This is a genomic window from Streptococcus sp. 20925_1_69 (genome assembly GCF_041432365.1).
Lineage (GTDB): Bacteria > Bacillota > Bacilli > Lactobacillales > Streptococcaceae > Streptococcus.
The window spans coordinates 1-17,446 of sequence record NZ_JAPVZL010000012.1; the positions used below are offsets into that span (position 1 = coordinate 1).

The following is a 17,446-nucleotide window of genomic DNA, read 5'->3' on the forward strand; positions in this document are numbered from 1 at the left end:
TGCTACTCACCTTCAACGTTTCCTTCTGCAACTTCCTCTTCGCCTTGCTTTTGGACAACAAGACCGCTCTGGAGGTCGCCACTAAATTCGCAGCTTTGAAATAAAGAGTCATGGACGGAGGGTATGCGTTCCATCAGCTCTTCCCTGTCATTCTCACGGACAACGGATCTGAGTTTTCCTATGTGGAGAAGCTTGAGCGAGACATTGATGGGAAGTCTCACCTCTACTTCTGCGACCCTAGCCGTCCTGACCAGAAGGGGCGGATTGAGAAGAACCATACAGTTTTGCGAGCCATTCTTCCCAAGGGCACTTCCTTTGACCAGCTGACTCAGAAAGACGTCAATCTAGTCATTTCTCATGTCAATTCCTTGAAACGAGAAGAGTTTCAAGGAAAATCTGCTTACGACGTCTTCACCTTCAACTTTGGCGAGGACATCGCTGCTCTTCTGGGGTGCCAATTTGTCAAACCAGAAGACACACACTTATCACCTGATTTATTGAAATAAAGGGAATTTTCCCCTCTAACTACACATCTTATCACCATCGAAAAGTCTCACACTAAACGCTAGCAACTGGAAGTTACTCTAAGACGACTCTGTTTTAGGGCTATTTGTCGTGCACTTTTTTCTGAGTCTTTTCGCTTTTGAACCCTTATATATCAAGAAAAAGAAAACCAGCGGAAGTTAGTCTAAGACGGATTTCCACTGATTTTTCACGCGTTTTTCTTATACTAAAAGCTAGGTTGTGGGAAACTGGAAGTTAGTTTTAGAAGTTACCGTTGAGAAGGAGGGTAAAGGTACTTCCTAGGCCGTACTGACTCGTAACTGTAATTTCTCCACCCAATTGATGAGCCAATTCACGCGCAATCGCAAGCCCTAAGCCATGACCACCTGTTTTCATGTTACGCGAAGTTTCGACACGATAAAGGCGTTTGAAAATATTCTCCAAGTCCTCTGGGGCAATTCCCTGCCCCTCATCGGTCACACTGATTGAAAGCTGGTTTTTCTCCAGCTTAGCCACCACTTCCAGTTTGGTTCCTGGAGCTGAGTATTTAAAAGCATTATTGACCAGATTCACCAAGATACGAGAAAGTTTGGCATAATCTCCCTCAATTCGGGCAGACTCAGGGATTACCTGCAAATGAACATCTCGTTCCTCCTGCTCAATCAAGAACTGAAATTCACTCATGCACTCAATCAAGAGCTGATCCAGAAAAATGCTGTCTTTACTAGTCGTCTCCGCCTGATTTCTAGCTGTGTTTAGGGTCAAAAAATTCAACTCCTCAACCAGTTTATTGAGCCTTTCCGTCTGGCGCCCAATGGTTGCCAGATAATGAGTCTGTTCTCCTTCCTTGATAACCCCATCCAAAATCCCTTCTACAGTCGCTTGGATTGAAGTGATGGGGGTCTTGATATCATGCGAAAGTTGAGCAATCATCAAGCCCTTTTCTCGTTCGCTTTCTTCCAAGGAATCAAAGGTGGCCTGCAAATCATGGGACATTTCATTGAAAGCTTGGCCTAATTGCTGAAATTCTACAGGTCCTTGAACCTCCAGATTTGAAGGAAAATCCTTGTCCGCTACCCGCTTAGCATGTTCCTTGAGTTTGCCCAATGAAGTAAAGACCGGCGATAGGAGAAAGAGACTGATCCCAGCACCGATAAAACTAGCCACGAGAGTCATCCCCACTAGGAAATAAATTTCTCTTTCTTCAATTAGCATTCGCTGGATAGCCCAAAAAACCACGATAATCGTTAGGAGTGTTGAAATGACATACCCCACTAAAATATAACTTTTTAATTTCATTGACTACCTCGTGCTTTCTCAATTTTGTAGCCCAAGCCCCAGACGGTTTTGATGGTGGGTGTTTCTGAACTAGCATGTTTAGCCAACTCCTGTCGAAGAGCATGAATATGAACATTCAAGGTATTGGTGTCATCCACATAGTCTTCTTGCCAGACCTTTTCATAGAGGTCTGTCTTAGAAAAAACTCGCTCTGGATTACTGGCTAAAAGCCATAGAAGTTCGAAGGATTTTACGGTCAAATCAAGCGCCACATCTCCGACTTGGACCTCATGGCTACCGTGATTCATCCGTAAATCCCCGAGACTGACGACTTCTGTCTCACCTCCACGATGAAGGCGACGCAAGATATTGTGGACACGCAAAACCAGCTCACGAGGGCTAAAGGGCTTGGCAATAAAGTCATCTGCCCCTAAGCTCAGGCCATAAATCTTGTCCTGCTCACTGGTCTTAGCCGTGATAAAGAGAAAAGGCTGATCTGGAGATTGATACTGGACCTCGCTAATCAAGTCATAACCATCCATCCGAGGCATCATGATATCTGTAATAATCAAATCAATCGCTTTTCGCTTGAAGATTTCCAAGGCCTCTACTCCATCATGGGCCACCAAAACCTGATATCCTGCCTGAACCAGATAACGTTGATGAATATCTGTGATTTCTACCTCGTCGTCAACGAGTAAAATTGTCTTTCCCATCTGTCTCTCCTTTGAAAAAAACAGTGCTATACCACAATAGTATAACACTATTTTTATCTCTTTACGAACATTCTAAACGATATCTGGATTTTTCAAATCCTAGATAGAAAATCTGTAGCTAGACTAGTCATTTTCCTCTTTTTTAGCTTTCAAACCGAGGCCACCTAGTAGTCCTGCCAAGGCTAATCCAAAGAATCCAATAGTAGCCATTGATGTTTGGGCTTCACCAGTATATGGAAGCATGTCTTTTTGGTCTTTCATGTGATCAGCCATCATTGGACTTGACACCTTGTTAGTAGATGCCATCTTGCCTTCATCAGACATTTTGCTTGAGGTTGCTGCGACTTGGTCTTGCTTCATACTTGAAGTTGCCATTGGCTGACTAGCATTCATGGTTTTGTCCTGCTCTTTGTTAGGCATCATCTTATCCTGGCTAGTAGCTGGCATTTTAGATTTCATCTCATCTTGATTGGCACTAGGCATTTGAGCTTTCATATTAGGCGCATCTTGATGACTATTCATCATTGGAGCTGACATAGCTGAACCATTGGAAGAAGGGACGAAACCTGACTGCATCGGAACAAGAGACTGATGTCCGTTCAAGTTTACTGTCAAATCCTTAGTCGCTACAAGGTTGGTCAAATCTGCCTTGCCATCTTTAGCACCGTAAACCTTGATAGTTGCCTTATAACTTTGAGTACCATTTTGTTTCAATAAATCAAGAAGCTCTTTGTCTGATTTACCTTGAGTTCCTGCCAAATCTACTTCGTAGAAGTAAAGACCTTTGCCCAATTTTTCTACTGGTGGAAGGGCCGGATTTTTGGCCGAACCGTTGTCTGACCATGGAGCCTTGTCTGAAGCTTTCAAGATAAGACGTGTTAACATACCGTCACCTGCGAAGAGTTCGTATGGAATGACTTGGTTGACGCCGGCTGTGAATGGTCCAGGGAAGTTGGATTTATCCAAGTAAGTAGCTGGAACATCCACTGTGTCTTTGGTGTTGTCAGCCACGCCCTTTTGCACTTCAGCCGGGGTAGTCAAGCCATTCAAATTGACATCCAAATCTTTTGTTGCTACGAGATTACTCAAATCAGCCTTGCCGTCTTTCGCACCGTACACTTTGATAGTTGCCTTGTAGCTGTGAGTGCCGTTTTGTTTTAAGAGGTCAAGTAGCTCTTTATCAGATTTGCCTTGGGTACCTGCCAAATCTACTTCGTAGAAGTAAAGGCCTTTGCCCAATTTCTCTACTGGTGGAAGGGCTGGATTTTTAGCCGAACCGTTGTCTGACCATGGAGCCTTGTCTGATGCTTTCAAGATAAGGCGTGTTAACATACCATCACCTGCGAAGAATTCATATGGAATGACTTGGTTGACACCGGCTGTGAATGGGCCTGGGAAGTTGGCTTTGTCCAAGTAAGTGGCTGGGACGTCTACTGTGTCTTTAGTATTGTCAGCCACACCCTTTTGCACTTCAGCTGGAGTAGTTAATCCATTCAAGTTTACTGTCAAATCCTTAGTCGCTACAAGGTTGCTCAAATCAGCCTTACCATCTTTAGCACCGTACACTTTGATGGTTGCCTTGTAGCTTTGAGTGCCGTTTTGTTTTAACAAGTCTAACAAGTCTTTATCTGATTTGCCTTGAGTGCCTGCCAAATCTACTTCGTAGAAGTAGAGACCTTTGCCCAATTTTTCTACTGGTGGAAGGGCAGGATTTTTAGCTGAGCCGTTGTCTGACCATGGGGCCTTATCTGAGGCTTTCAAAATCAAACGAGTTAACATACCGTCTCCAGCGAAGAATTCGTATGGAATAACTTGGTTAACACCGGCTGTGAATGGGCCAGGGAAGTTAGCCTTGTCCAAGTATGTAGCTGGAACATCAACTGTATCTTTGGTATTGTCAGCCACACCTTTTTGCACTTCAGCTGGAGTGGTCAAGCCATTCAAGTTTACTGTCAAATCCTTAGTCGCCACAAGATTGCTCAAGTCTGCCTTGCCGTCTTTTGCGCCGTACACTTTGATAGTAGCTTTATAGCTTTGTGTACCGTTTTGTTTTAAGAGGTCTAGAAGCTCTTTATCAGATTTGCCTTGAGTACCTGCCAAATCCACTTCATAGAAGTAGAGGCCTTTGCCCAATTTCTCTACCGGTGGGAGGGCGGGATTTTTAGCTGAACCGTTATCTGACCATGGGGCCTTGTCAGATGCTTTCAAGATAAGGCGGGTCAACATACCGTCGCCAGCGAAAAATTCGTATGGAATAACTTGGTTGACACCGGCTGTGAATGGACCAGGGAAGTTAGCCTTGTCCAAGTATGTAGCTGGAACATCTACTGTGTCTTTAGTGTTGTCGGCCACGCCTTTTTGAACTTCAGCTGGAGTAGTTGCTGGTTGAGCCTCACTTGCTTCACGGTCTTGTCCAGAGACTGCAGGAGCAGGATTTGTCGCAGGTTTAACCGCATCTTCTGTTTCTTTCTTAGATTCTGGTTTTACTTGCACTTCTTCTTTGGGTGCTACTACTTGGTCTTTAGCAGTCACACCCGCTTTTTCTGGAGAGTTTGTAGTATCCAAGCTTGCTTTGGGTGCTGAGTCTGCCTGGTCTGAAGGAAGAGCTGTATCGACTGCTTCTTTAAGAAGTTCTGCTGGTAAGTCGCTCTTTTCACTCACTGAAGCAGCGTCTGGTACGACTTGAGCAGGGGTTGAATTGACCACATCGGCACGTACCGAACTTGGTTGCCCAACTAAGACAAAGAAGCCACTGGCAACAACAACTGAGGCAACACCGACACTAAGACGGCGAATAGACCATCGAGTATATCTTTGATTTGGATTGAATTTCATAGGATTCTCCTTAGAGTTTTTCTTTATTTGATGACTCTAGTATAATCTCCTAAAATTAAAAAGGATTAAGAAAAAGTTAAAATTTTTCTTAAATCCCTCTTATAAAATACTTATATTAATTAAATCCATAAACAGATTTGGTGATTTGATAGACGACATTGGACAGTTTGCGAGCTGGCAAGACGGAGTGTTTGGTCAAACGGCTCAACATAGTCTTGCGAATGGCCTGAAAGACCTCTGGATTTTCCTGTTGAATATAGGTCCACAGCTCCCGTTTTTTGGCCAGATGCTCCGCTGTTCCAGCTCGATTGAGCAAGGCACTAGAAATAACCGTCGTGATTTCAATATGATTCAGCAAATATTCTCTCATTTTGGGATGACTTACTTTAGATAAATCAAGCTGGTCTATTAAAAGACGATTAACCTTGAGTTGCTGATCGATACGTTTAATCATCACCTGCTCATTGACAGACTGGTCCTCACGCCCAATCAAATAACGATAGAAATCGACTGGCACATAGTACATGGTCTTGACCTGCTGAAGAGGTGTAAAGACAAAGAGATTATCGACATAAAAAGTATGCTCAGGCAGTTGGAACTGGCTCGCTCGCAACAAATCTGTCCGGTAAATCAGCGAGTGCATCATGATATACTGGCCTTTTGAAAAATTTCCGACCTGATCCCAGCCAAAAATCTGCTGGACAGGCAAGACTGACTCATAACTCATACTCTTCTTGCGAGACTGACCTTCCTTTTCATAGACAAAATTGGTCACAAAGGCATCCACCTCTTGACCTTCACTCTCTAGTTCCTGCAAGGTTTCCAAAATTTTCAGATAGGCACGAGGATCAACCCAGTCATCACTATCAACTACTTTAAAATAACGCCCAGAAGCCTCTGCCAAGCCACGATTAACAGCACCGCCATGGCCCTTATTTTCCTGATAAATGGCTCTAACGATGTTAGGATACTTGCTAGCTAAACGCTCAGCGATTTCCTGAGTCTGGTCCTGAGACCCATCATTGATAATCAAAATCTCAACTTGCTCACCACCAATCACTAGCGACTCCACACAGTAATGAAGATAGGTTGCAGCATTATAGCTAGGAATGGCGATAGACAATAACTTCATAATCTACTCCTTTAGGGGACTGATTTTTTCTTATACTCAATGAAAATCAAAGAGCAAACTAGGAAACTAGCCGCAGGTTGCTCAAAGCACTGCTTTGAGGTTGCAGATAGAACTGACGAAGTCAGCTCAAAACACTGTTTTGAGGTTGTGGATAGAACTGACGAAGTCAGTAACCATACCTACGGCAAGGCGACGTTGACGTGGTTTGAAGAGATTTTTGAAGAGTACTACTCTCTCTTGTCACTTCTTTCTATTCTACCATAAAGTTCAGCTTCTGAAGGATTTTTACTGGAATACAAGGGTTTCCGGTCTCTATTTCCTATCTTGGACATCAAAAAAGAGGGGAATCCCCTCCTTACGAATTTAATTCTGCCAAGTCATCTAGATACTGGTTGTTAATGACTGCTAAAATATAGGCATCTGCCTTCAAAAGGTCATTAGGGCCAAACTGGACATCCAGTGGTGAATTTTCTTGTTCACGAAATCCTAGGACATTGAGGTTATATTTGCCACGTAAATCCAGCTGGCTCAGACTTTGCCCTGCCCAAACACTCGGAATTTTCATCTCCACGATGGACACATTTTTATCCAGCTGAAAGACATCAACATTGTTATGAAAGAGAATGGTCTGCGCTAGGGACTGCCCCATTTCATACTCAGGCGAGATCACCGAGTCGGCACCGATTTTTTCCAGTACCTTCTTGGCTGTCTGGCTTTTGACCTTGACAATAACCCTTGGTACCCCCAAACTCTTACAATGCATGACTGCAAGCACACTCGACTCCAGATTTTCCCCTGTTGCGACTACAACCGTGTCACAGGTATCAATTCCTGCAGTTCTGAGGAGTTCCTCATCTGTGATATCGCCAACAACTCCACGCGCCAAAACAGGCTCAAATTGATTGATACGCTCGGCGTGGTCGTCAATGGCAATGATATTCATATCTTGCTTGGCAAGGGCCATCAGGACACTACTCCCGAAAATCCCCAAACCTAAAATTCCAATCGTACGATCTGACATCATTCTTCCTTTCTTATCCAATACTAATATCTGCTTTCATATACTGAATCAAATCTTTCTTATCAGGCTGGTAGTCAGCTAGACTAACCAACAAGGTCAAGGGACCTATACGGCCAATAAACATGAGCACCATGACAATGCTGAGAGCTAGCTTGCCCAATTCTGGCGTCAGATTTGCCGTTACCCCAACTGTCGCAAGAGCTGAAATGGTCTCAAACATAAGGTAGATAAATCGCGGTGTTCCTTCTGCTGTAATTCCCAGCAACACCAAGCCCAACAGGAAGGTCATCAAAAAGATAATGAAGACACTAAAGGATTTTTGGACTGTACGAGCCTCAATGGTTCTCTGCGCAACATTCGTATGAGGTAAGCCCAGCAATTCACTACGAGCAAAGACCAACAAGACAAAGAAAGTCGTAATCTTGAGCCCCCCAGCCGTTCCTCCAGGCGCCCCACCCAGAAACATCTGTAGGATATAGATAAACAAGGTCACAGGCCGAGCTTGGGTATAGTCAATAGAAGCAAAACCAGCTGTTCTCATGCTGACAGTTTGGAAAAAGCTGACCAGCACTTTCTCTGGAACACTGAAATTGCCAATAGTCCCTGGATTGTGCCACTCCGTAAAGAGTGTAGATACTGTCCCAAACAGCAAGATCCCTGCAGTCAAGAAAAGGACCAGCTTGGTGTGGAAACGCAGACGGCGTTTTTTCTTCTTGTCAAACTGGGTTGCCAAGTCGAACCAGACCATAAATCCAAGACCACCTGTGATAATCAAGCCAGCAATGACCAGATTGATCAAAGGATCCGTCTGAAAAGCCACTAAACTGCTACTTCCTAAATTATCAAAACCAGCATTACAAAAGGCTGAAATGGCTAAAAAGATAGAGGTGAAAATGCCCCGTCCCCAGCCGAACTCAGGAATAAAACGGAAACTTAGTAGAAAGGCACCCAAGCCCTCCACCAGAAAAGTTGTCAAAAAGATGGACCGCATAAAGGCCTTCAGCGACCGAGTCTCCCCGTAACTAAAGCTTTCCTGAATAGTTTCACGACTGCGAAGACTGAGCTTTTGCTTCCCCTGAATATAAAAGACCCCGATAAAAGTCATGAGCCCCAGACCACCAATCTGGATCAAGAGCATACAAATCAACTGCCCCCAGACATTATAGGTAGTAGCTACCGGTTGCGTAGAAAGGCCGGTCACACAGACCATGGACACCGTCGTAAAGAGATGGTCAAAATAAGTAGCCTGCGAACCACTTGCCTGAACAAAAGGAAAACTCAAAAGAAGAGAACCTATAAAGATAACTCCAGCGAAACTCAGAAAAATCCGACGAGCTGGCGAAAGTCCGCCCAAAGCTCTCTCAATTTTTTTCACAAATAATTTGAATAACATACATCCATTGTACCATAAAAAGTAGGAGAGTAGCTAGATCTGAGAAGTTATCTCAAGACAGAGTTCCAAAGCCTTCTCGAAAGCTTCTGAACCCCAGTCACGACTATCGTACTGGTCCAAGTCTGCTAAGGAATCAGCTGTGAACAGCAACTCTCCCCAGAGAACGCCACGCAGTTGAGCTACTGCCGCAAGTGCAGAACACTCCATCTCCACGACAGCACAGCCTTCTTCCTTACGATAAGCCACCTTTTCAGCCGTTTCTCGGTAAAAACCGTCTGTCGTCCAGGTCATGACTTCTTCATAGGGAATCCCTCTGACTTCCAAAACTCGCTCAATAGCAGCAATAGCCTCTGGCTGAATTTCCATATAACGAGAAGGTCCCACATAGTGATAACTAGCTCCTTCATCTCGCAGTGCGCGAACAGGGACTAGAAAGGCATTTTCTTCTATATCAGCCAGCACACCACAGGTTCCAGTGGAAATGATTTGCTCCACACCATAGCTAATCAACCAATCCATAAACTGGGCTGCTGGAGCTGAACCAACAGGAGCCTGAGCCAGACAGACCTCCTTGCCCTTGTAGTTCACGACATAGATTGGATAAGTCTTGGTGGCAGAAACGAATTCGCCGACACAGTCCGCCCCTACTTCCCTCGCATAGCGGTCAATCTCCTCACCTAAAAAAGCATAGACACACTTCTTGGGCAAGTGCAAGTCCAGCCCCTCGTGATTGGGCATGATGACCGCCTGAGGATTGTCATCAAACTCTAAAATGGGAATCGCATGTTTCTGAATCATAACCCACCTCCTCTAATTTTGTACTATTGTATCAAAAGCTGACCGAGTGTCAAGGAGGAAGCTGAAGAACCGAGGAGAAAAAAGCAGACTTGCTAAGAGATAGAGTAGGTAAATGTGGGCTGGGTAAAAGATGATGAATCCTACAAAAAAGAAACAACCTCCGCTGTTCCTTTTTACTTCTATTTCATAGGTATCTCCTTAATCACGCGCGCGGGATTACCAGCTAGGACAACGTTGTCGCCAAAGGACTTAGTGATTACAGCCCCTGCTCCAGCAACGACATTATTTCCCAGTGTCACTCCAGTAAGGACAATGACACCACCTCCAGCCCAGAAATTGTCTCCGATAGTGATGGGCTTGCCGTATTCGATACCTGAATTACGTTCCTGCGGGTCCAATGGATGGAGGGGAGTCAAGAACTGACAGTTGGGACCAATCATGGCATTGTCTCCGATGCGAATAGGGCAAACATCCAGCATGGTCAAATTCCAATTAGAATAAAAATTTTCCCCTAGATGGATATTGACTCCATAATCGACCACCAGGCGTGGATTGACAAAGATATTTTGTCCAGTCGAGCCAAACCAAGTCTTGATGATTTCGATTCCCTTCAAGGGATCTTCTTCCTTGTTAAAGGCAGATTGTTTTTGGCGAGAAGCCTGAGCCAAGGTCCGCAACTCAGGATCAAACGGATGATAGGGTTCACCTGCTATCATTTTCTGGTATTCACTGGTCATTGCATTCTTCTCCTTATTCCCTACTATCATACCAAATTTTCTACATATCTGACTAGGATAAGGGGTACTTTCTACAGTTTATGCTTTGATTTTTATCACATCTTGCCTATCTTGCTAAACGAATACGAGTCACAATTCCATCTGGGTCTGTGATTTCCAACCGGCTCGATGTCAGCCATTTGATTGGTGTATCAACTTCTTGTGCTCGTTGCGCAATCGTTAACAGTTCTTCTTTATGTGCGACTTCAATGACATAATAGGCTAATCCTGGAAGGCCTTGCTTACGCGGAGCCAGACCTTTCCCACCCCATTCGTTGACTGCTAAATGATGATGATAATCTCCAGCTGCAATCCAACTAGCGCTAGGCACACTGAATTTATCCTCTAGTCCTAACACCTTTTGATAAAACTGACTAGACTTTCGACTATCCTTGACAGACAAATGGATATGCCCCATTCTCGAACCTTCTGCTAGGATAAAGGGCTCTACTCTTTCTCCCAACTCATAGATGTCCTGAGCTGTAAGGGCCTCAGTGACCCCTATAATACGCCCATCTTCTCGAATATCCCATGTGGAAACGGGTTTATCTCGATAGAGTTCAATGCCATTCCTCTCCAAATCTTCCAAGTAAAGAGCCTCACTGTAACCGTGGTCTGCACCTCCGACAAGAGGAATCTGTAAATCTGTCAGATGTTTCAAGACATCAGCCAAAGCCTTGCGTGTGGGCAAGAGAATAGCCAGATGGTAAAGGCCATAATGTTCCCTTACTTCTCCGCTCTCTTGTGTTTGAATCAGCTGAACCAAGGCTTTTCCACCAAGGCCTAGAATGACCTCTGTCTCAGTTTGAGATAAGATTTCTAAACCAATGATTTGCTGATAAAAGGCTGTTTGACTCGCCAAATCCTTTACATTTAAAACTGCCTCTGCCAAATAAATATGGCTCTTGTATTCATAGGTCATAGGATGTCTCCTTTGTTGTAATTATAATCATTACAATTATTATATAACTTCTATCAAGAAAGTCAAGCCAGACAACTTGAGGCCGCTATTCCAACCAAAAGAGGTCAATGTTCGTCATCAACCTCTTTCTTATCATTCATTCTTTTTTCTAAGTAAGATGAATACTTTACCTATGGCCTGACATTTTCAGCCTAGTTTACCCATTCACCATTACCATTTACACGGTAACCATCTGGTGTTGTTGTGCTGACTGCCAAAGCTCCTGAACCATATGCATAGTACCAGTACTTGCCTACTTTAAACCAACCTGTCTTCATGACACCTGATTGATCAAGATAATACCAAGTACCATTCTCCTTATACCAGCCTGTCTTCATAGCTCCTGAGCCATCAAAGTAGAACCATCTGCTACCATCTGTTCCCCAGCCTGTAAACATCGCGCCTGAACTATCAAGGAAATACCATGTTCCATCAACTTCTACAAATCCAGTCTGCATGACACCTAAATCATTCAAGTAGTACCATTTGCCACCCGTTTTCACCCAGCCTGTCTTCACATCACCAGACTCATAAAAATACCATTTACCATTAGATTGTACCCAGCCAGACTGACTAGATGTAGATGTTCTAAAATCTTTCAGTGGTTTTTCTACAACCGTAGCTTTACTTTTAACTGTTGAAAGATTTGATGCAGTCACTTCTGTATACTGAATAGCAGAACCATATCCACCAGCCAATTCCTCTGAAGAAGCATCATCACCTAAAGCTAAAGAAATCGTCGCTACTTGCTGAGAGCTAGCTGCATTTTTAAAGGCTGCGAGACCCACATAGGTAAATTTAGAATTGATCAAAACCTCATAATAACCTGTAAATTCTTTAGATGTTCCACCCTTCTTTTTCGCTACATAATTCGCCTTCTCAGCATGCCAGTTTTCAATTGCTTTTAGAAAACCTTCATAGTTCACATCTAAAGCTTCTCCTCTTATACTATTACTAGATGGAAAAGCAGTCCAGATTTCTTTCGTAGAAAGACGCTCAGGTTTCAGAGTTACTGACACCTCAGTAGCGCGTACAAATGCAGTTTTCTCAAGATCAGTAGACCATTTGATAGGGATATACTTATCTACCAAACCTTCATCAGCTGCTTCCTTACGAATCTTATTAATCGCATCCAAAATAGCTTGTTTATCTGGGGTTAAAAATTCTCCCCTGATTCCGACCAAAACGTTGCCACTAGAAGGTTTTAGCACCTCTGAGGTCAATACATTTTCATTTTTACCATTAATAGATTGTGTTGCCACCAATCTGTCATTCGCAAAAACATCAGTTGTAAAAACTGCTCCAGCCAAGGTAAAGGCCAAGGCACTAGCAAATACAATTTTCTTCATCTTTTATCCTTTAGATAGGACAGGTATTTTCAATATTAAATTATATCATATTTTCCTATTCTTTGCCCATTTCTACTAATGTTATAAGGCAAATACTATTCACCCCAAAAGTAGAAATTCTATCCTCTTATTTCACAACAAGCTCATAACGTGTCTTGCTTGTAAAGGTTTGACCGGCTTTGAGAATGACTTGGTCTTTGAGGTTACTGTGAATGGCATCTGGTAAAGCTTGCGCTTCAAGGGCAATCCCATTGTGCTGTACCATTGGACGACCTCCTATGATGACACTTTCATCCACAAAGTTTGCTGTGTAGACTACAAAGCAAGGAGCTTCTGTCTTGAAAAGCAGGAAGCGACCTGAATTTTGGTCATAAAGGAATCCAGCATTGTCATGACCTGCAGGAAGGGCAAATGGATGATCCAAACCAGATACCAGCTGGATTTGCTCATCTTCCTCTGCAAAGATATCTTTCAACAAGGCACCATTGTAGATGTGTTTGACCACATCACGAGTAGCATCTGGAGTTTTGGCTGGAACACCGTCGGGAGCGATTGGATAAATGCCCTCTGTGTTTAGTTGGAAGACATGGCGGTCAATCGTCTTTGTGAAATCACCAGACAAGTTGAAATAGCTGTGGTTGGTTGGATTGACCAGCGTATCTTGATCGGTCGTCACCTTGTAGCTAATTTCGTAGGCACCAGTTTCTTCCAAGTGGTAACTAATCCAAATCTTGAGATTTCCAGGAAATCCTCCTGTCCCATCTGTACGCTCTGTGTAGAGGGTCAAGCCATGGTCGCTCACTTCTTCAACTTTAAACAAGCTGGAATCCCAACCAGTTGCCCCACTGTGGTTACAGTTGCTAGCATTGTTGACTTCAAGATTATAAGCCTTGCCATTGAGCTCAAAGGTCGCACCTGCGATACGGCCTGCCACAGGACCTACACTAGCTCCATGCTTGGGACTATTGCCTACATAGCTATCAAAGTCATCAAATCCCAAGATAACATTAGCAAAATTTCCAGCCTTGTCAGGTGTGACATAGCGCAAGATGGTCGCACCATAAGTCATAACCTCAAGCTGGTAACCACCGTCCGTCTCAAAATGATAGGCCAAGACATCCTTGCCCCCAACATTTCCAAATACACGCTCTGTGTATACTTTCATTCTGTTCTCCTTTTACTATTTCTCTCAAGCAAACAAACCATAGAAAGCCTACTGACAATCTATGGTTTATCTGATAGTTTACAAATCCTCTTGTCAAGAATTCATAAATATTGTCTTACTTTTGATATTCGTGGATGATAACACCTTGTACCACACGATTTACTGTACCTGTAGGAGACGGTGTATCAGGTTTATTTTCTACCTTGAGTGAAGTCAATAGGGCAAAGAGTTGGGCATAAACAATGTAAGGAAAGACACGGTAAATATCATTCAAGACACCACCACAACCAAGAGCCACTTCTTTGACATTTTCAAGGTCAAAGGCTTGATCACTCAAAAGCACAACACGACGAGCAATCTGGTCACCAGCAACTTCACGAACCAAGTCCAAGTCATACTTACGAGTGTAGTCTGTTGTTGTACCAAATACCAAAACAACTGTATTTTCGTTGATAAGAGATTTTGGACCGTGACGGAAGCCGACTGGACTTTCATACATGGTCGCAACTTGACCAGCAGTCAGTTCCAAAATCTTGAGCTGAGCTTCATGAGCAAGGCCAAAGAAAGGACCAGCACCTAGATAGATGACACGGTTAAAGTCTAGGTCAACAAGTTCTTTGACATCTTCTGCATTGTCTAGAACTTTACGGGCAAGACTAGACACAACTTCAAAACGTTCAGCTTTCACAGCAAATTCTGTAGGATCAAAGACCAAGAGAGCTGTTAACATCATAGACGTAAAACTTGAAGTCATGGCAAAGCCTGCATCATTAGAGGCAGCCGGTTGCAAAAGCAAAAGATTGCGGTCATCACCATGGGCTTGAAGAGCCAACTCACCATCCGCTGCACAAGTAATCGTCACTTGATAAAGCTCATCCACCAAGGCTTTGGCCAAGTCAACAGTCGCCACACTTTCAGGCGAATTCCCACTACGAGCAAAAGATACAAGGACAGTCGCCACATCTTTTTTCAAATAGGTTGCTGGATTGGCAACGATATCTGTGGTCGCAATAGCATTGAAATTCCATTTGCGTTCGTCATAGACTTCCTTAAAGTAAGGTACCAAGGTATCTCCCACATAAGCAGAAGTTCCAGCACCTGTCAAGATAACCTTGATATAGTCATGTTTATCAGCAATCCTTTGTAGGAAGGCTGCAATTTCTTCACGCTTTGCTTGATAAGATTCAAAAGCTTCTTTCCATACATCAGGCTGTTGGTAGATTTCACGTGTAGTGATTTCTGCACCCAATTCGAGCAAGTCTTCTTTTGTATAATGTAGCATTGAATTCCTCTTTTTCTATTAAATATGGGAATGGGAGTAAGCCCCATTCCCATGTATATTCTATATAAAATGCTCTAACGATTTTCACGTTGTCACATCTTATTCATCTTCGTCATCATCGAAGCCCGCTAACAGGTCATTGACTTTCACAATGCTTTCTGCAGCACGGTTCTTATAATCCGCATCTGCACCTGTAAGGCTCGCATTGATAAATTCAATCACCATTGGAAGATTCATACCTGCGTAAAGTTCGATGTCACGACCTTCCATAATCAAGCGACTCACCACGTTACATGGTGTTCCACCGAGAAGATCCGCAAAGACTAGGAAATCATCCAATCCTTCAATAGCCGCTTCAAATTTTGCAGTAAATTCTTCTGGGCCATCTTCTGGAAGAAGAGCCACTGCATGAATATTGTCTTGTTGACCCATAATCATTTCAGTGCTACCTTTAAGTTCTTCACAGAAACGACCATGACTCACCAAAATTAATGATTTCGTCATAAATTATGCGCCCATTCCAAGTACAAATTTACCAAAGGCAGAAAGAGCCAAAGCAAGTACGATAATGATACCGATAGCTTTAGTAGAGTTCATACCTTTCTTACCAAGCAACCAGAAGATAAAGGCAGTAAAGATTGCTGGAAGCAAACGTGGGAAGATTTGGTTCAAGATGTCTTGGAAGTCAATCATTTTCTCACCGATTGCCCATTTGTAAGAAATTTCAAAGTTGATCATTGTTGCTACAAGAGCACCCATCATGAAGACACCAAGTACAGATGCAGCGTCAATCAAAGCTGTCAAGGTACTTTGCATGTTGTTGATAAGGTTAACCCCTTCTTTGTAGGCAAATTCCAGCTGTTTCCAACGGAAGATGTCATAAGTAACTGCAACTGCGATCCAAAGGAAGATACCCCAAGGTTGACCACCGATAGCCATAGTTGCTGCGATAGATCCCATGATAGCAGGTACAAGTGAACCAAAGATTGTATCTCCAAGAGGAGCGAATGGTCCCATCAAACCTGTCTTGATACCGTTAACGGCATCTTTTGAACCTACACCATCTTTTTCTTCCATGGCAAGGTCAAAACCAGCGATAATGGTGTGGAAGAATGGTGAAGTATTGAAGAATTGAGTATGAACTTTCATCATTTCTTTCAATTCAGGGGTTCCATCACCATACATTTTACGTAATTGTGGCAAGATCATGTACAGGTAACCAGAAGCTTGCATACGTTCGTAGTTCCAACCCAATTGGAAAGTAAACAAGCTACGTTTGTTGATTTGATTAAAATCTTCTTTTGTAAGTTTGTAATTAGAATTCGTCATCTTCGATTTCCCCACTTTCTGATGGTGTAGAAGGTGCTGCTACAGCTACTTTTTGGCTATTTTTGAAGTGAAGCACTGCAAGGAAGATACCTACGATAGAGATACCAATCATAGACAAACCTTTGAAGTTGTTCACAAAACCAATTTTTTCAGCAACATCTTTCGGTAGAGTACCTACGATACCAGCAACAGCGCCACCAAGACCTGTTACGTATGAGTAAAGAACAGTCAACATAGCTGTCAAACCAAATCCCATTGCAAGGTAGTGAAGGTTACGTTTAACTGGAAGGTAACGAAGCAAGATTGCAAATCCAAGACCTGGAAGCATACGTCCTGCGAGTGTCAAACCATCTGCAACCCATTGGTATTTTGTAACGAAATCTACTACGTGTTGTACAAATTCACCACCAAAGGCAAGCGCAAAGAAGACTGGAAGGGCACGAGATAAAGCCCAAGGAATCGCACCAAGCAAGTAGTTGCGTTCAATACCTTTATAGTCAAAGCGTTCGATTGCAGCATCCACACGGTGAGCAAAGAAAGTAGTTGTCATACGTCCAAGAACGTCGAAGTAAGTCAAGAGAGTTGCTACTGGCACAGCGATTGTTGTAATCGCAAGCGCTGTATCAATTCCTTGTGAAACAGAGAAAGCTGTCGCAAGAACCGCACCAGAAGTTGCGTCGATACGAGAAGCACCACCGAAGGTACCAACCCCAAGAACGAACAATTGCAAGTTACCACCGATAAGCAGACCAGTAGTCACATCTCCCATGATTAAACCAGTAATGAAACCAGCAAATACAGGGGAACCTGCAGATGAAACGATCGTCAACTCATCACAGATTTGATAAGCTGAGTACAAAGTGAGAAGTAAAATTTGCCACCATTGTATCATAACAATGACCTCCTA

At 43.3% G+C, this 17,446-nt stretch carries 16 protein-coding genes and 1 pseudogene; 2 read left to right on the top strand and 15 right to left on the bottom strand.

The window, feature by feature from the left end; all coding sequences use genetic code 11:
- Positions 1–506, top strand: a pseudogene (locus O3601_RS08125) (transposase); the annotation flags it as partial.
- Between the two features lie 259 nt (positions 507–765).
- On the opposite strand, the gene O3601_RS08130 reads toward O3601_RS08125, so the two are convergent.
- The 4 genes from O3601_RS08130 to O3601_RS08145 all read right to left on the bottom strand — a co-directional run bounded on the left by O3601_RS08130 (position 766) and on the right by O3601_RS08145 (position 6,465).
- Positions 766–1,803, bottom strand: a complete 1,038-nt coding sequence (locus tag O3601_RS08130; RefSeq protein ID WP_371472413.1) for a sensor histidine kinase — start codon at positions 1,801–1,803, stop codon at positions 766–768.
- On the bottom strand, positions 1,800–2,498 hold the full coding sequence (locus O3601_RS08135; RefSeq protein ID WP_371472415.1) for a response regulator transcription factor: 699 nt from the start codon (positions 2,496–2,498) through the stop codon (positions 1,800–1,802). Before O3601_RS08135 ends, O3601_RS08130 begins: the two co-directional genes overlap by 4 nt.
- A 123-nt stretch (positions 2,499–2,621) precedes the next feature.
- Positions 2,622–5,333, bottom strand: a complete 2,712-nt coding sequence (locus O3601_RS08140) for an SSURE domain-containing protein (RefSeq protein WP_371472417.1) — start codon at positions 5,331–5,333, stop codon at positions 2,622–2,624.
- Positions 5,334–5,448: 115 nt separating this feature from the next.
- Positions 5,449–6,465, bottom strand: coding sequence for a glycosyltransferase family 2 protein (locus O3601_RS08145; RefSeq protein WP_371472419.1), 1,017 nt, complete (start codon positions 6,463–6,465; stop codon positions 5,449–5,451).
- A 39-nt stretch (positions 6,466–6,504) separates the two neighbouring features.
- Here O3601_RS08145 and O3601_RS08150 point away from each other — a divergent pair, with 39 nt between their 5' ends.
- Complete coding sequence (locus O3601_RS08150; RefSeq protein ID WP_265474450.1) at positions 6,505–6,729, top strand: hypothetical protein; 225 nt, start codon at positions 6,505–6,507, stop codon at positions 6,727–6,729.
- A 91-nt stretch (positions 6,730–6,820) separates the two neighbouring features.
- Here the strand turns inward: O3601_RS08150 and O3601_RS08155 are convergent, their stop codons facing one another.
- The 11 genes from O3601_RS08155 to O3601_RS08205 form a co-directional block, all read right to left on the bottom strand.
- A complete protein-coding gene (locus tag O3601_RS08155; RefSeq protein ID WP_371472421.1) occupies positions 6,821–7,486 on the bottom strand; it encodes a TrkA family potassium uptake protein in 666 nt (221 codons plus the stop codon).
- A 13-nt stretch (positions 7,487–7,499) separates the two neighbouring features.
- Positions 7,500–8,879, bottom strand: a complete 1,380-nt coding sequence (locus O3601_RS08160) for a TrkH family potassium uptake protein (protein ID WP_371472424.1) — start codon at positions 8,877–8,879, stop codon at positions 7,500–7,502.
- A gap of 33 nt (positions 8,880–8,912) precedes the next feature.
- Complete coding sequence (locus O3601_RS08165; RefSeq protein ID WP_371472426.1) at positions 8,913–9,677, bottom strand: nucleoside phosphorylase; 765 nt, start codon at positions 9,675–9,677, stop codon at positions 8,913–8,915.
- Between the two features lie 179 nt (positions 9,678–9,856).
- Positions 9,857–10,414, bottom strand: coding sequence for a sugar O-acetyltransferase (locus O3601_RS08170; protein ID WP_371472509.1), 558 nt, complete (start codon positions 10,412–10,414; stop codon positions 9,857–9,859).
- Between the two features lie 106 nt (positions 10,415–10,520).
- Positions 10,521–11,375 (bottom strand): VOC family protein, encoded by an 855-nt coding sequence (locus O3601_RS08175; protein WP_371472428.1) that lies wholly within the window; start codon positions 11,373–11,375, stop codon positions 10,521–10,523.
- Between the two features lie 191 nt (positions 11,376–11,566).
- Positions 11,567–12,763 (bottom strand): choline-binding protein C, encoded by a 1,197-nt coding sequence (locus O3601_RS08180; protein ID WP_371472431.1) that lies wholly within the window; start codon positions 12,761–12,763, stop codon positions 11,567–11,569.
- Positions 12,764–12,890: 127 nt separating this feature from the next.
- Positions 12,891–13,928: an aldose epimerase family protein gene (locus O3601_RS08185; RefSeq protein ID WP_371472434.1), complete on the bottom strand. Its 1,038-nt coding sequence runs from the start codon at positions 13,926–13,928 to the stop codon at positions 12,891–12,893.
- 115 nt (positions 13,929–14,043) lie between these two features.
- The gene (locus O3601_RS08190; RefSeq protein ID WP_371472437.1) at positions 14,044–15,210 is read right to left on the bottom strand and encodes an SIS domain-containing protein; all 1,167 of its coding nucleotides are present in this window, start codon (positions 15,208–15,210) and stop codon (positions 14,044–14,046) included.
- Between the two features lie 99 nt (positions 15,211–15,309).
- Positions 15,310–15,714 (bottom strand): PTS sugar transporter subunit IIA, encoded by a 405-nt coding sequence (locus O3601_RS08195; protein ID WP_371472440.1) that lies wholly within the window; start codon positions 15,712–15,714, stop codon positions 15,310–15,312.
- A 3-nt stretch (positions 15,715–15,717) separates the two neighbouring features.
- Positions 15,718–16,539 carry a PTS system mannose/fructose/sorbose family transporter subunit IID gene (locus O3601_RS08200; protein ID WP_371472443.1) on the bottom strand — a complete coding sequence of 274 codons (822 nt, stop codon included), beginning with the start codon at positions 16,537–16,539 and terminating at the stop codon, positions 15,718–15,720.
- Positions 16,526–17,431: a PTS mannose/fructose/sorbose/N-acetylgalactosamine transporter subunit IIC gene (locus O3601_RS08205; RefSeq protein WP_000617019.1), complete on the bottom strand. Its 906-nt coding sequence runs from the start codon at positions 17,429–17,431 to the stop codon at positions 16,526–16,528. The genes O3601_RS08200 and O3601_RS08205 overlap by 14 nt, the downstream gene beginning before the upstream one ends.
- Positions 17,432–17,446: the final 15 nt, after the last annotated feature.

Bases quoted from the DNA above. Each gene is read 5' to 3' on its own strand.
- O3601_RS08160 (WP_371472424.1), bottom strand. From the start codon at position 8,879: ATGTTATTCAAATTATTTGTGAAAAAAATTGAGAGAGCTTTGGGCGGA.
- O3601_RS08170 (WP_371472509.1), bottom strand. From the start codon at position 10,414: ATGACCAGTGAATACCAGAAAATGATAGCAGGTGAACCCTATCATCCG.
- O3601_RS08190 (WP_371472437.1), bottom strand. From the start codon at position 15,210: ATGCTACATTATACAAAAGAAGACTTGCTCGAATTGGGTGCAGAAATC.
- O3601_RS08165 (WP_371472426.1), bottom strand. From the start codon at position 9,677: ATGATTCAGAAACATGCGATTCCCATTTTAGAGTTTGATGACAATCCT.
- O3601_RS08185 (WP_371472434.1), bottom strand. From the start codon at position 13,928: ATGAAAGTATACACAGAGCGTGTATTTGGAAATGTTGGGGGCAAGGAT.
- O3601_RS08130 (WP_371472413.1), bottom strand. From the start codon at position 1,803: ATGAAATTAAAAAGTTATATTTTAGTGGGGTATGTCATTTCAACACTC.
- O3601_RS08205 (WP_000617019.1), bottom strand. From the start codon at position 17,431: ATGATACAATGGTGGCAAATTTTACTTCTCACTTTGTACTCAGCTTAT.
- O3601_RS08175 (WP_371472428.1), bottom strand. From the start codon at position 11,375: ATGACCTATGAATACAAGAGCCATATTTATTTGGCAGAGGCAGTTTTA.
- O3601_RS08140 (WP_371472417.1), bottom strand. From the start codon at position 5,333: ATGAAATTCAATCCAAATCAAAGATATACTCGATGGTCTATTCGCCGT.
- O3601_RS08155 (WP_371472421.1), bottom strand. From the start codon at position 7,486: ATGTCAGATCGTACGATTGGAATTTTAGGTTTGGGGATTTTCGGGAGT.
- O3601_RS08195 (WP_371472440.1), bottom strand. From the start codon at position 15,714: ATGACGAAATCATTAATTTTGGTGAGTCATGGTCGTTTCTGTGAAGAA.
- O3601_RS08145 (WP_371472419.1), bottom strand. From the start codon at position 6,465: ATGAAGTTATTGTCTATCGCCATTCCTAGCTATAATGCTGCAACCTAT.
- O3601_RS08180 (WP_371472431.1), bottom strand. From the start codon at position 12,763: ATGAAGAAAATTGTATTTGCTAGTGCCTTGGCCTTTACCTTGGCTGGA.
- O3601_RS08150 (WP_265474450.1), top strand. From the start codon at position 6,505: ATGAAAATCAAAGAGCAAACTAGGAAACTAGCCGCAGGTTGCTCAAAG.
- O3601_RS08200 (WP_371472443.1), bottom strand. From the start codon at position 16,539: ATGACGAATTCTAATTACAAACTTACAAAAGAAGATTTTAATCAAATC.
- O3601_RS08135 (WP_371472415.1), bottom strand. From the start codon at position 2,498: ATGGGAAAGACAATTTTACTCGTTGACGACGAGGTAGAAATCACAGAT.